This is a genomic window from Streptomyces murinus, from assembly GCF_002154555.1.
GTDB classification, from domain to species: Bacteria; Actinomycetota; Actinomycetes; order Streptomycetales; family Streptomycetaceae; genus Streptomyces; species Streptomyces murinus.
This window is the reverse complement of the sequence record NZ_MUNF01000319.1, coordinates 1-13,730: the sequence shown is the minus strand read 5'-3', so window position 1 is coordinate 13,730 and position 13,730 is coordinate 1. Positions and strand designations below refer to the sequence as shown.

Genomic DNA, 13,730 nt, shown 5'->3' with positions numbered 1-13,730 from the left:
CCCGATGACCGCCCGTCGCCGCACCTCCGCGGCGCGGGCGGTCACCGCGGACCCGCTCAGCGCCGTGGCGGCGGCGCCGCGTGGCGGGTCAGCCTTGCCGCCACCGCTCCCCGGTGATCTCGTACCGCACACCCCCGAGCTCCGCGCCCTCGACCATCTGCATGTCGGGGGGAGTGGGGATGTGGTCCGTGAGCGTCATGCCGAGCTTCTCCATGACCTTGCGCGAACCGCGGTTCAGGGTCATCGTCTCGGCCCAGATCGTGCGCATGCCGAGTTCGGTGAACCCCTTGTGCAGCAGGGCCCGTGAGCCCTCGGTGGCGTACCCCTTGCCCCAGGCCGCCTGCCGCAGCCGGTACCCCAGTTCGGCCTCGTGGCGCGGGCCGTCCGGCTCGGGGCGCAGGCAGAACCAGCCGATGAACGCCCCGCCGTCCCTCTCGTGCGCGGCGAACAGCCCGAGCTCGCCGCCCCACTTCTCGTAACCGGCGACGATGAACGGCAGTTGGCGTTCGCGGACGATCTCCGGAGCGGTCGCCTCGCCCCCGCTCAGATAGCGCATCACGGCCGGGTCGCTGTCCAGTTCGATCAGCAGGTCGGCGTCATCGGCCGTGAAACGGCGCAGAGTCAGGCGCTCGCTCTCCAGATATATGTCCACGGAACAGATCATGCCCGAGCCGGGCAGGGCCGCCCAACGGCTTTTCCATGACGCCGTCGTACGCCGGCCACCTACGGCACCGGTCGGGCCGATCCCGCGCATATCGCTGCGCGGGAAGCGCTCCGTGTCCCAGGATGGGTGGTCCGGCGTCAGGGGGTCTGGCACCGGAAGGCGGGGGAGGACGCGGTGGGGGAAGGCCAGTTGGTCACGATGGCCCTGGACGGCGAGGGCAAGGACATCGCCGTCTTCGAGGTGGACGGTGACCTCACCGGCTCCGATCTCGAACTCGCGGCCGGTGGGGACCTTGTCGGCAGGGCGCGGGTGTCGGTGTCCGAGGCGCTGGACCAGGTGCGGCCCGTGCTGGCGCGGGTCGTCGAGACGACGCGGGACCTGGGGCCGCAGGAGGTGGAGATCCAGTTCGGGCTGAAGATGGGCGGGGAGACCGGCGTGATCATCGCCAAGGGGACGGCAGAGGTGAACTTCGCCGTCCGCATGGTCTGGCGTCGCCCCGCCTGAGCCGCATGCGGGTACCACGCGAGGCGTTCATCGTCAAAGTCCGGCGGGGGACCTCGGACGAGGCCGTCGGGGTCGGCTTCGTGGTCGGTGACAAGCGGATCGTCACCTGTGCCCATGTCGTCAACGTGGCATTGGGACGACCGAGACCCGACCGGAGCGAGCCACCCGAAGGCGCCCGGATCCAGGTCGAGTTCGTGCTGCTGGGCGACGCCGAGGGCGGCCCCGTGCGCAACTGCCGGATCAGCGCCTGGGATCCGCCCTCCACAGCGGGCTCGGAAGGACGCGACGTCGCCGGTCTCACCGTCGTCGGCGGGGACGAACTGCCCGCCAGAGCGGGCCCGGCGCGCCTGCTCGACGCGCAGGCGTGCGACACGGACGTCTCGGCCTTCGGCTATCCCCGCACCCCCACGCGCGGGGTGAACGGCGCCTGGACCTCGTGCGTGCTGCGCGGCGCGGTCGGCGGCGGGCTGATCCAGCTGGACGCCGGCAGCGAGGCGGCGTTGCGCGCGCAGCCGGGCTACAGCGGATCGCCGGTCGTGGCCAAGGACCGCTGGGGCGACGCCGTCCTGGGGATGCTCACCATCGCGAGCAAGGACGGCACGGCGGCGGACGCCTACGCGGTGCCGCTCCCCGAGATCGCCTCCGCCTGGCCCGAGGCCCTGGGCCGTAAGGTCCTGCCGCCCTGCCCCTACCGCGGGCTGCAGGCCTTCACCGCGGCGGACGCGGAGGCCGGTCTGTTCGTCGGCCGGGACTGGGAGGTCAAGCGCCTGCGGGACATGGTGCGGACCCAGCCGCTCGCCATGGTGACCGGCCCCTCCGGTGTCGGCAAGTCCTCGCTCGTCGCCGCGGGCCTCCAGCCGGCGCTCGAGGAGGAGGGCTGGGTGGCGGCCGCGTTCCGGCCCGGGGCATCGCCGTACGAGTCCGTCGCGCGCGCCATCCTGGATCTGGAACACCCCGGCGCGCCCCACACCCTCGACCAACTGGGTTCCCGTGCCGCCTCCTTGCGCGAGGAGGGCTTCTGGAAGGTCGCCGAGCGGCTGGCCGTTCTCACCGGCAAGCGCCTGGTGTTCCTCGGCGACCAGTTCGAAGAGGTGTTCAGCGGTGGGGCGGACGCGCGGGAGCGGCTGGCGTTCCTGCGGCACCTGTTCCCGCCGGCCGACTCCCTGCCGAGCCCCGACGTCAGACTCGTCTGCACGCTCCGCGCGGACTTCCTGCCCGACCTCCTCGAACTCCCCGACGTGGGCTCGCGGTTCCAGGACCGCCAGCTGAACGTGTCCCCGCTGGACGAGGACGCGCTCACCACGGTGATCGTCGAGCCCGCGAGACGCGCGGGCGTGGCGTTCACCCCGGGTCTCGCCGAGGCCATCGCAGGCGAGGCGAGCAAGTCCGCCGGAAGCCTGCCCCTGCTCGAATTCGCCCTGACGGAACTGTGGCCGCTGCAACGGGACCGCCACATCAGCTTCGACAGCTACCACAGCGTCGACGGCGTCTCCGGAGCCCTGAACCGGCACGCGGAGAGTGTGTACACCTTCCTGGCCGAGCAGTTCCCCGAACCGCGGATCCGCCGGGCCCTGCTGTCCATGGTCCGGGCCCGCGGCGGTTCCGCGAGCGCCGTCCGGGTCACCGCCCACCGGGCCCATCTGGGCGGGGACTGGTTCATCGCACAGCTCCTCGCACAGCCGGAACACCGGCTCGTCGTGATCGGGCCGGGCGGTGCCGACACCGCGGAGATCGCGCACGAGGCACTGATCCGCGAGTGGAAGCGGCTGGCCGGCTGGGTCGACGAGGACGCCGACTTCCAGCAGTGGCTCGCGGTCCTGGAGGAACGCGCGAGCGAGGGAGACCTGCTGTCCGCCACCCGGGTGGCCGAGGCACAGCGCTGGCTCGGCGAACGGCACACCGACATCCCCGAAGCGGTCCGCGAACTGATCGAACACAGCAGCTCGGAGATACTCCAGCAGCAGCGGACCCAGGAAATGCTCAGCCAGTCACAGGTGTTGACCGAGCAACTGCGCGAGCGCTCCGAGCTGCTCGCCCGGCAGAACCGCGACATCGAGCTCAGGCACACGGAGACGGAGGAGGCACGGCAGGTCCTGGAGGAACGCGCCGAGCAGCTCGCGGTCTCCATGCGCTACATGTCCGAGTTCCTCGGCAATGTGTCCCATGAGCTGCGCACCCCGCTCAGCTCACTGCTGATCCTGGCCAAGCTGCTGGCCGACAACGCCGGCGCGAATCTGACGCCCTTGCAGGTCGAATACGCGGAGACCATTCACGGGGCCGGCTCCGACCTGCTCCACCTGCTCAATGATCTCCTTGACCTGTCCATGGTGGACGCCGGGAAGATGGAGCTGTCACCGACGCGGATCGCGCTGGTCCAAGTGGTCGACCATCTGGAGGCGCTGTTCCGGCCGCTGATGGAGGAGAAGGCGCTCGACTTCTCGGTGCGGGTCTCGCCCGAACTGCCCGCCACCTTCCGCACCGATGAACAGCGGCTCCTCCAGGTCCTGCGCAACCTGCTGTCGAACGCGGTGAAGTTCACCGACGTCGGCGCGGTGGAGCTGGTGATCCGGTGGGCGGGCGCGGATCTGCCGGAGCCGATCCGGGAGCAGTTCCTGGAGACGGGGCAGCTCCGTGCGCAGGACGAGGCGGTGATCGCGTTCTCGGTGACCGACACCGGTATCGGCATCGCTCCGGACAAGCTGGAGTCCGTGTTCGAGCTGGTCAAACAAGGCGCCACGACGAACCGCAAATTCGGCGGTACGGGTCTGGGCCTGTCGATCAGCCGGGAGATCGCCCGGCTGCTCGGGGGCGAGATCTTCGTGACGAGTGAGCCGAGCCGAGGCTCGGCGTTCACCTTTTTCCTGCCGCTGCGCGCCCTGGCGCCCGACCCGGGGAGCCATGCGCCTGTCGCGACGACCCCGCTGCCCCGAAGGGGCGCTACGGCGATCGGCCCCCGACCCCACCGTACCGGCGCGTTGAGCGGCGAGAAGGTTCTGATCGTCGACGACGACATCCGCACCGTGTTCGCGCTCGCTACGGTGCTGGAGGCCCACCACGTGAATGTGGTGTACGCCGAGGACGGCAGGGAAGGCATCGAAGTCCTTGAGCGGAACGCCGACACCTCGCTCGTCCTGATGGACATCGCCATGCCCCATATGGACGGACACGCGGCCGTCAAGGCGATCCGGTCGATGCCGCAGTTCAGCAGACTGCCGATCATCATGCTGAGCGCGCACGCGATGAAGGCGGACGCCGAGAAGGCGCTCGCCTCCGGAGCCTCCGACTTCATGACGAAGCCGGTCGACTCCCAGCACCTGCTCGCCAACATCCGGCGCTGGCTGGAGGAAGACCCGCCCCACCCCCAACAGGGCGGTGCGGGCGGCCGGTTCACGGGGTGAGCGGTCGGTCCTGTTCGACCGGCGGCACGCCCCCGTGCCGGTCCAGCGGCTCGCCGAAGTGGATCGACTCGCCGTACAGACAGGGGTCGACGTGCTCGTCGAGGACGACGTCCAGCACGGCCGATGCGGCCTCGGCGGTGCGGGTGTGTACGGCGGCGCGCAAGGACGCGGCGACACTCTCCACCTGGTCGAGGCTCGCGCCGTCGAACAGGTGATGCGGCCGTGGGTCCAGACGGCCGAGGGTGCCGGGGCCGCTCGTCACGACGAGCAGCCTCCCGCCCGGGCGCAGCACGGGGCCGAAGCGGCGCAGGATCGTCATCACCATGTGCCCGACCAGAGCAGGGCATAGGCAGTATGTGCGATTTTCTTGGTACAAGTGTGCGCTGTCCGGGTCAGTCGGCCGCGAGGTGTGCGCGTTTTGTCCCCCACGCGCTTCTACGCTTCGCCACGGTCCACCGTCCGCAGCGGCCCGGAGAGGCCGAGAGAGGACTCACCCCATGCCAGCTCCCGTGGTCGTCATCACCGGCGCGCTCAGCGGAATCGGGCGCGCCACCGCGCTGGCCTACGCCCGGCAGGGCGCCGACGTCGTGGTCTCGGGCCGGCACCCGGATCCCGGCAAGGAACTCACCGGGGAACTCGAAGGACTGGGCGGCCGGGCCCTGTTCGTCCAGGCCGATGTGCGCCTGGAGGAGGACGTCAGCGACCTCGTCGACCAGGCCGTCGACCGCTTCGGCCGGATCGACGTCGCCCTCAACAACGCCGGCACCGAGGGACGGTCCGCCCCGATCACCGCCGTCACGGACGACGACTACGCGGCCACCTTCGACACCAACGTCAAGGGCACCCTGCTGAGCCTGAAGCACGAGTTCCGCGCCATGCGGGAGCACGGCGGCGGCAGCATCGTCAATGTCAGCAGCGTGTACGGCCGGATGGGCTACCCGGAGGTCGCCGTGTACGCCGGCAGCAAGCACGCCGTCATCGGCATCACCAAGGCGGCCGCCCTCGAAGGCGCCGCGCACGGCATCCGGGTGAACGCGGTCGCCCCCGGGTTCACCCGGACCGGGATGTACGAGCGGGTCACCGGGGACGACCGGACGCGCGAGGCGGTGAACTCCGTGCTGCCCCTGCACCGGCCGGGCACCCCGGAGGAGGTGGCCGACGCCGTGCTCTTCCTCGGTTCCGACCGGGCGTCGTACATCACCGGCCAGACCCTCACCCTGGACGGGGGCCTGATGGCGGGAGGGCCGCTCTTCTCCGGCACCTGACCCGCCGCCCTTCGGCCCTCCCGTCGACCCCTATCGATCCGTCGACCCCAGTCGATTCACCGACTCGCCGGTTCAGCCGGTGGCCGTCCCCCGCGACCTCAGCTCCGCGCCCCGGCGGCGTACGGCGTCCGGGGTGCGCAGTTCATGGGTGAGGAGGCGGGCGGCGAGGCCCTCGCGGTCCTCGGGGGCGAGGGCGGTCACCGCGGCGATCAGCTTCTCCGCCGTGGCCTCGTCGACGGTGGCAGGGAGGGGGTCCTGGCCCAGCAGGCGGGCCGTCTCCGGGTCCAGCGGGGGCACGTCCCCGGTGGGCGGGGTGAACGGCGCCCGGCGCAGGGGCTCGGCGGCCTCCTCCGGCAACAGCTCGGCGTAGCGTGGGAGTTCGGCGTCCAGGGCGATCAGCAGCAGGTGCTTGGCGATGAGGGCGGCCTCGGGGAAGGGGGTGCGTACGGCGAGCGGGGCCAGGGTCTCGGGGGACAGGCCGAGGACGCAGCCCGCGTGCAGCAGCACCTCACGGACCCGGGTCGCGGCGGGCGCGTCGGGCAGCAGGGCGCCGGTGCGGGTGAGGAACCCGGCGACGGTCTTCTCCGCGGCCGTGCCGTCGAGCTGGTCGGCGCCCCGGTAGTAGCGCGTCAAGTAGGCGTACCACCAGGCGAGTTGGACCTCGTACAGCTCGGCGACCACCGACTCGTACGCCTCCTGCGGCAGCAGCTCGCGCAGGGCCGGGACCAGCTCGCGGTAGACGAGGCGGATCCAGGTGTGCGGGGAGCGCTGGATGCCCCAGCACTCGCCGTGCGCGTAGTCCCCGATCAGCTCGGCGACGCTCAGCTCCCCGGCGGCGAACTCGGAGCGCACCCCGGTGCCGGTGGTCTCGAAGCGGTAGAAGTGGTCGGCGGACTCCGGAGGCCGGGGCGTGGGCAGCACCTGGTCGATCAGATGCTCCAACTCCGCGTAGCGGGAGTGGAGTCGATCGAGGTCGAGCGGCAGGCGCGGGAAGAGCGGGTCGGTGAACTGCCGTTTGACCTTGGCGATCTCCTCCGACAGAGCCTGGTAGAGGAAGACCTTGTCGAAGCGGTGGCTGAACGACAGCCCGATGTACGGGAAGACGGTGCAGCTGCGGCACTCCGAGCGGTGGCCGACCTCCTCGTCGCGTACCCGCAGGAACTCGGGGTCCTCGACCAGTTCGCGCAGCGGGCGGTCCCAGGCGACCGAGTTGTCGAAGGCGTGGTAGCAGGGCAGGACCAGGCGCCCGTCGGGGCCGACCGTCAGAATCCGCTTGTTGGCGTAGCAGTCGGTGGGCGCGGTCGGGTCCAGGGTCTCCATGTACTTGCGGAAGTGCAGGTTGACCAGTGCGTACGGCTGATGCAGCAGCCGTATCAGCTGCTCGGCGATCGGGCCGCCGGTCGGTTCCGACGCGTCCATCCGTCCGGCGCGGCCCGCCGTGGCGTCGGCGAGCGGCTTGCCGTTCTGCTCGATCAGCTTCAGCTTGCGGGCGGTCCGGTTGGTGTCGCGGACGGTGTCCTGCTCGTCGAAGTACTCGAACATCCCGGAGAAGTAGACGGTGGTCCGGTTCTCGTGCGCGAAGCGCAGCAGGTCCGGTATCTCGTCCACGTTCTCCCGGGTCACCACGCAGATCAGCTTGAGGTTGCCGCTGCCGGTGGCGATGACCTTCTGGATGACGTCGAGGGCCCGGTCCAGGGTGGGCACGCCCCGGATCTGCCGGTAGCGGTCGGGTCGCAGGGTGTCCAGGGAGACGTTCATGGTGTCGACGTGGGGCACGATCGCCTCGATGTGCTGGGCGAAGCGGATGCCGTTGCTGGTGATCTCCACGGCCATGCCGAGCGACTTGGCGTGCTGCACGATGCCGTCGATGTGCGGGTGCAGCACCGGCTCGCCGCCGGTGAAGTCGACGTAGCGCACCCCGAGTTCGTACAGCTCGTCCAGGATCTGGCGGCCCCGCTCCAGGGTGAGTTCCTCGTAGCCCTTGAACTTGTCGTCCTGCCAGACGTTGCAGTAGCCGCAGAGCGAGTTGCAGCGGAAGGTGATGTAGAAGCGGGCCGAGGTCAGCCGGCCCCGGTCGGTGGTGGTGCTCGCGGTCACGGTCGGTACTCCGTCGGTCGGCAGGGCGGGGGAGAGCGGGCGAGAGGTCCCCGGCAGGGGCACCGGTGCGGTGGCGCCGGGCCCTGGGGCGGGGCCGGACATCTGAGGGGGGAGCCGGACCCCTGAGGGGGGCGGCTCCCAGGGGCTGGTGGGTCAGGGCAGCGGGGTGCCCCGCGCCGTGATCCACAGCTCGTACCACTCCTCGTGCGTGAGGTCCGGTGCGCGCAGTGCCGCGTCCCGGCAGGCGCGGATCCGGTCGGGGCGGCTGGTGCCGATCACCGGGACGATGCCGGCGGGATGGCGGGCCAGCCACCACAGCAGGACCGTCTCGGGCGTGGTGTCCTTGCTCCGGGCAAGCCGGCGCAGCAGCTCGGCGGTGGGGGAGCCGGCGTCCCCGGTGTAGCGGCCACGGGCCAGCGCGCCCCACGCCTGGAGCTGGATCCCCCGGTCGACGCACGCTTCGAGGGTCCCCTCGGGGAAGCCGTTGGACGTGGCCGCCGAGGTGTTGAGCAGCACCCCCGCCTCGACCCAGTCGCGCCGGGCCAGGCTCATCTCCAACTGGTTGGCCACCAGCGGGAGTTCCAGCCGGGACTGGAGCTGCGCGAGCTGCGCGGCGCTCATGTTGGAGACGCCGAAGCGGCGCACCAGGCCCTGCCGGTGCAGTTCGCGCAGGGCGGCGGCGATCTCGTCGGGGCCGGTCAGCGGGTCGGGGCGGTGCAGCAGCAGGGTGTCGATCACCTCGGTGCGCAGCCGGGCGAGGCTCTCCTCGACCCGGCGCAGTATCGAGTCCCCGCGCAGGTCGTAGAGGCCCGGCCGGTCCCCCTCGGCGAGCCGGATGCCGCACTTGGTCTGCACGGTGATCCGCTCCCGCAGCCCCGGCGTCCGGGCCAGGACCTCGCCGAACACGGACTCCGAGGTGCCGAACCGGTAGATGTCCGCGAGGTCGAACACGGTGATCCCGCACTCCAGCGCGGTCTCCACGGCGGCCTGCGCCCGGTCGACGTCCTCGGCGGTGTACGGCGCCCGGTCCCAGCCGCCGCCGAGCCCCATGCAGCCGTAGATGAGCCGCGCCTCGGGAGCGCGGGCGGCGGGATCGGTGGATACGGTCGTCAACGGGCCGCCTCCTTCAGGGCGTCGGCGAGCAGTTCGGCGGCGGCGAGCACCGGGAGCTGGGTGTTGGCCGCGGGGACGGAGGGGAGCACGGAGGCGTCGGCGACGCGCAGATTGGGCACGCCGTGCACCCGGCCCGTGCCGTCGGTGACCGCCAGCGGGTCGGCTGCGGGGCCCATGGCGCAGGTGCCGACGGGGTGCCAGTAGGTGCCGAGCCGGGCGCGGAGTTCGGCGTCGGTCAGCTTGGACGCGGGGGCATCGGAGGGGGTGCCGGCCAGCGGGGCGAGCGCCGAGGTGGCGGCGAGCCGTTCGACGATCTCCAGGCCCTCCCGCAGCACGGCCGCGTCCCGGCCGTCCGGGTCGGTGAGGAACCCGGCGTCGATGTCGAGGGGTTCGGCGGGGTCGGCCGAGCGCAGCCGGACCCGGCCCCGGGAGGCGGGCTTCATCAGGAACGCGGAGATCCCGGCCTCGTACTCGCCCGGCGGCAGGCTCCCGAAGAGCGGGTCCCCGGCGGAGGGCAGGATGTGCAGGTCCCAGCCGTCCGTCGGGCAGTGCGTGCTGGCCGCCCGGATCAGCATCCGGCTGACGTACAGCTCGCCCGCCTTCTCCCGCGCGGCCAGCGCCGCGTTGAGGTCCGGGGTCGGGGCGAGGGGGACGAACACACCGGGCTGATCGGACAGGTTGGCGCCGACGCCCGGCAGGTCCACCTCGGCCCGCAGGCCCCGCGCGCGCAGCTCGTCCGCGGGGCCGATGCCGCTGCGCAGCAGCAGTCCGGGCGAGCCGAAGGTGCCGCAGGCGAGGACGTAGGTGTCGGCGGTCAGCGTCTCGCGCCGCCCGTCCCTGACGACCTCGGCGCCGACGACCCGGCCGCCGTCCAGCACCAGCCGGTCCGCCGTCGTGCCGCCGAGGACGGTCAGGTTGGCGCGGGAGCGGGCCGGGCCGAGATAGCCGAAGGCCGCGTTCCAGCGCAGCCCGTCGAGCGCGTTGAGCAGCGGGGTGCCGCAGCCGGGCGCGCCCGGGGCGCCCATGTCCACGTCCGCGTACCCGAGTTCACGGGCACCGGCGAGCGCCGCGCGCGCCCAGACGCTGAACTCCCGCTCCGGTACGGGCCGTAGCCGCATGGCCGTGACGGCCCGCTCCCGGTACGGCGCCATGGCGGCGGCCGACCAGCGGGGGCCGCCGGCCCGGGTCCACTCTTCGTGGTCGGCGGCCGAACCCCAGGTGTGCCAGCAGCCGTTGACGCAGGAGGAGCCACCGAGGACCCGGGCGCGCAGCCGGTGCACGGCGACCCCGCGCTCCCACATGTGGTCGCGGGGCAGGGCGTGCGCGTCGCGCAGCGAGCGCGGCCAGTCGTCCGGGTCCGGGCCGTGGTCGGGTCCGGCCTCCACCAGGCACACCGTGCGCGCGGGGTCCTCGCTGAGCCGCGCGGCGAGCACACAGCCCGCCACCCCGCCGCCGAGCACCAGCACGTCGTGGTGGCTTATGACAGGACTCATCCGCTCACCTTGGCGGCCTGCTCGTCGGCGTCCGACTCGGCGACCCGGGCGAGGAGTTGGTCCCGCGAGATGGCGTCGGCGCGCGTCGAGGGCACGGTGCAGGCGTGGGCGCCCGCGATCGCGCCGTAGCGGGCGCAGTGCAGCGGGTCCAGGCCGTCCAGCCAGCCCAGCAGGAAGGCGGCGGCGAAGGCGTCGCCCGCGCCGTTGGAGTCCACGACGGGCTCCGGCGGGGCGACGGCGGGCACCTGGGTCAGCTCGCCGTCGACCAGCAGGTGGGCGCCCTCGGCGCCCGCGGTGGCCACGACGATCCGGGCCCGGCCGCGCGCCGCGATGTCCCGCATGGTGTGCTCCGGGTCGGCCAGCGCCGTGGTGGACAGGAAGACCAGGTCGGCGGCGAGCGCGAAGGGCTCGTGGTACGGGTTGACGCCGTCCCAGTTGTGCAGGTCCGTCGAGACGGTCAGCCCGGCCTCACGCAGCAGCGGCAGGGCGTACGAACAGGGGTGGGTGATGACCACGTGCGCGTGCCGGCTGCTCGCGGCGAGGGCGCGCAGGGTGTCCTCGGGCAGCCGGTCGGACTCCTGGCTGCGGGTGTCGTCGTACAGGGACAGCCGGCGCCCGTCCGGGCCGACCAGGTTGACCGCGCGCTTGGTGCCGGCGGCCGAGGGCACATCGGTGAGCGGGATGCCCCGGTCCCGGTGCAGCGCGCGCACCAGATCGCCCTCCGGGTCGGCGCCGACCAGGTCGATGTGGTGGGCGCGCAGACCCAGGGCGCTGACCCCGAGCGCGACGAAGTCGCCGCTCTGCCCGGCGCGGGTCACGATGCCCGGCCGGATCATGTAGCTGTCGGCGTAGGGGACCGGCAGTTCCGGCACATGGACGACGGTGTCCACGCCCGCGCCGCCCAGGACGAGGACGTCGGTCTCGGTGGTCATGGCAGTCGGCTCGTTTCTCTCGCGTCGCTCGGGTTGGTGAGTCAAGCAGTCGCCCACCCGGCTGGCAAGAACTTGCAGCAATTTTCAGCAAGTTGCACCAGCGAGTGGGGTCGGCGCAGGGCGTGCGTTCAGGGGAACAGGCGTTCAAGGACGGCCGCGACGCCGTCCTCCTCGTTGCCGGGCGCGATCTCGTCGGCGTGGCGCCTGAGTTCGGGGTGGGCGTTGCCCATCGCGACGCCGTGCCCGGCCCAGGCGAGCATCGGGATGTCGTTGGGCATGTCCCCGAACGCGACCGTGTGGGCGGCGTCGAAGCCCAGTCGCCGCCCGGCCGCGGCGAGACCGCTCGCCTTGTCCACCCCGTCGGGCAGCAGCTCGACCATGCCCTCACCGGAATGGGTGACCCCGATCAGCCCGGCGCACACGGAGAGCGCCAGCGCGGCGAGGGAGTCGTCGTCCAGCGTCCGGCTGCGGATGAGGACCTTCTCCACCGGCCGCGCCCACAGTCCCGCCGCATCCTCGACCAGCCGCCAGCCGTGCCGCACCCGCTCGCCGAAACCCGGCGTGACCAGGAACTCCCCGGCCAGCCCCGCCGTCACCACGCCGAGCGCGAGGGGGCCCGCCGCCTCCGCGATCCGTGCCACCAGCGCCCGTACGACGTCCCGGTCGAGGGTCGCCGAGGACAGCAGCCGGTCGGCGCCGACGTCGTACAGCTGCGCCCCCTGCCCGCAGATCGCGAGCCCCCGGTAGCCGAGCGGGGCCAGCAGGCTCCGGCAGCCCGCGGCCGGCCGGCCGGTCACCACCAGGTGCCGGGCGCCGCGGGCGGTGGCCCGGGTGAGCGCGGCCCTGGTGCGCGGGGAGACGGTGAGGTCGCCGCGCAGCAGGGTGCCGTCGAGGTCGGTGGCGACGACCGAGTACCGGGGCGTCATCAGGACCCGCCCCGGTGCAGACCCAGCAGGGTGTACGCGGCCAGGGTCGCCGCGTCCGTGATCCGCCCGGCGCGGACGAGGTCGCGCCACTCGGCCGGAGCCGCCCGGCACTGGCGCATGTCCGCTTCGGTGGCCTCGCGTTCGGGCGGGCCCTGCGTCAACTCCTCGGCGAGGAAGACGTTGCAGCCCTGGCTGGCATAGCCGTAGGCGACATGCACCATGCCCAGGTACGTCATCCGGGCGGCCCGCAGCCCGGTCTCCTCGCGCAGTTCGGCGCGGGCCAGTTCGAGCGGTGGCGCGCCCGCGTGCCCGGCGGGCCAGGAGCCCTGCGGGAACTCCCAGTAGCGGCCCGCGACCGGGTAGCGGTACTGCTCGACCAGATGCAGGGCGCCGTCCGCGTCCCGGGGGATCACCAGGGCGTAGTCCGGCTTGTCCACGACCCCGTACACGCCCTCGCTGCCGTCGGGGCGCCGGATGTCGTCCTCCCGGACGCTCATCCACGCGTTGCGGTAGACCTCGCGGGAACTGACGGTACGGATCACGGCGCGGCCTCCAGCAGGGTGCGGACGCCCTCGGCGACACCGCGCACCCGCAGCCCGTGCCGGCGCAGCACCTCGTCCAGGAGGGTGCTGGTCAGACAGGTGTGGGCGGGCCGGCTCGCGTACCGTCCCGCGGCCCGGGGCACCGGGGTCACCCGTGTCCTGGGCACGCCAAGACCGTCGGCGATCGCCGTCGCCCACTCGGCCCGCGAGACCCGGTCGGGGCCGCCGAGATGCAGCAACCCGGGCGCTCCGGGCTCCAGTACGGCGGCGGTCACCGAGGCCACGTCCTCCACCAGCACCGGCGTGGTCCACTGGTCGTGGGGCGCCTCCACCTGCTCGCCCGCGCGCAGCCGATGGGCGCAGGCGGCGAAGAAGTTCAGCCACTTGGCGCAGTCCGCGGGCTCCCAGCCGTAGACCAGGCTCACCCGCAGCACGGTGGCGTCGGGGGCCGCGCCCACGATCCGCTCGGCGGCCAGCTTGGCCCGCCCGTAGGCGTTCGCGGGAGCCGTCGAGGTGGCCTCGTCGTTGTCGGGGCCGCTGCCGTCGAAGACGTTGTCCGTGGAGATCAGCACGGTACGACGGCCCCGCGCGGCCGCCGTCAGATGGCGGGCCGCAGCGCTGTGCAGCGCGATCGCGCGCTCGGGGTCGGCCTCGCACCAGGTCACATCGGAGGGGCCGTGCACCAGCACCAGCCGGTCCGGCCGCACCGACTCGACCACCTGTGCGCAGGCGTCCACGTCGGTGGCGTCGAGCCGCACCCAGGGCGCGGTGCCCTCGGGGGGCGGGGTGCGGGAGG

General features: G+C 72.7%; 10 protein-coding genes and 3 pseudogenes. 4 read left to right on the top strand and 9 right to left on the bottom strand.

What is annotated here, in order from left to right:
* Positions 1-88: 88 nt before the first annotated feature.
* Entirely contained in the window at positions 89-652 is a 564-nt protein-coding gene (locus CCN72_RS19800; RefSeq protein WP_086808684.1) for a GNAT family N-acetyltransferase, read from the bottom strand.
* 186 nt (positions 653-838) lie between these two features.
* On the opposite strand from CCN72_RS19800, the gene CCN72_RS19795 reads away from it, so the two are divergent.
* The 3 genes and pseudogenes from CCN72_RS19795 to CCN72_RS40665 all read left to right on the top strand — a co-directional run.
* The gene (locus tag CCN72_RS19795; protein ID WP_086808683.1) at positions 839-1,168 is read left to right on the top strand and encodes a CU044_2847 family protein; all 330 of its coding nucleotides are present in this window, start codon (positions 839-841) and stop codon (positions 1,166-1,168) included.
* A gap of 5 nt (positions 1,169-1,173) precedes the next feature.
* Positions 1,174-2,943 (top strand): annotated as a pseudogene (locus tag CCN72_RS41550) (serine protease); the annotation flags it as partial.
* A 60-nt stretch (positions 2,944-3,003) separates the two neighbouring features.
* A pseudogene (locus tag CCN72_RS40665) lies at positions 3,004-4,566 on the top strand (response regulator); the annotation flags it as partial.
* On the opposite strand, the pseudogene CCN72_RS19785 reads toward CCN72_RS40665, so the two are convergent.
* Positions 4,556-4,879, bottom strand: a pseudogene (locus CCN72_RS19785) (carbonyl reductase); the annotation flags it as partial. The pseudogenes CCN72_RS40665 and CCN72_RS19785 sit on opposite strands and share 11 nt — an antisense overlap.
* Positions 4,880-5,063: 184 nt before the next feature.
* Here CCN72_RS19785 and CCN72_RS19780 point away from each other — a divergent pair.
* The gene (locus CCN72_RS19780; protein ID WP_086808668.1) at positions 5,064-5,831 is read left to right on the top strand and encodes an SDR family NAD(P)-dependent oxidoreductase; all 768 of its coding nucleotides are present in this window, start codon (positions 5,064-5,066) and stop codon (positions 5,829-5,831) included.
* A 72-nt stretch (positions 5,832-5,903) separates the two neighbouring features.
* On the opposite strand, the gene CCN72_RS19775 is transcribed toward CCN72_RS19780, so the two are convergent.
* The 7 genes from CCN72_RS19775 to CCN72_RS19745 form a co-directional block, all read right to left on the bottom strand.
* A complete protein-coding gene (locus CCN72_RS19775) occupies positions 5,904-7,928 on the bottom strand; it encodes a radical SAM protein (protein WP_158101377.1) in 2,025 nt (674 codons plus the stop codon).
* Positions 7,929-8,081: 153 nt separating this feature from the next.
* Positions 8,082-9,041 (bottom strand): aldo/keto reductase, encoded by a 960-nt coding sequence (locus CCN72_RS19770; protein ID WP_244174333.1) that lies wholly within the window; start codon positions 9,039-9,041, stop codon positions 8,082-8,084.
* Positions 9,038-10,534 carry a GMC family oxidoreductase gene (locus CCN72_RS19765; protein WP_086808666.1) on the bottom strand — a complete coding sequence of 499 codons (1,497 nt, stop codon included), beginning with the start codon at positions 10,532-10,534 and terminating at the stop codon, positions 9,038-9,040. The genes CCN72_RS19770 and CCN72_RS19765 overlap by 4 nt, the downstream gene beginning before the upstream one ends.
* Positions 10,531-11,466: an adenosine kinase gene (locus CCN72_RS19760; RefSeq protein WP_086808665.1), complete on the bottom strand. Its 936-nt coding sequence runs from the start codon at positions 11,464-11,466 to the stop codon at positions 10,531-10,533. Before CCN72_RS19760 ends, CCN72_RS19765 begins: the two co-directional genes overlap by 4 nt.
* 128 nt (positions 11,467-11,594) lie before the next feature.
* Positions 11,595-12,392, bottom strand: coding sequence for an HAD family hydrolase (locus tag CCN72_RS19755; protein ID WP_086808664.1), 798 nt, complete (start codon positions 12,390-12,392; stop codon positions 11,595-11,597).
* Positions 12,392-12,934: an NUDIX domain-containing protein gene (locus CCN72_RS19750; RefSeq protein ID WP_244174332.1), complete on the bottom strand. Its 543-nt coding sequence runs from the start codon at positions 12,932-12,934 to the stop codon at positions 12,392-12,394. The genes CCN72_RS19755 and CCN72_RS19750 overlap by 1 nt, the downstream gene beginning before the upstream one ends.
* On the bottom strand, positions 12,931-13,730 hold an 800-nt coding region (locus CCN72_RS19745; RefSeq protein ID WP_086808663.1), incomplete at its 5' end, for an SDR family oxidoreductase. The genes CCN72_RS19745 and CCN72_RS19750, both read right to left, overlap by 4 nt.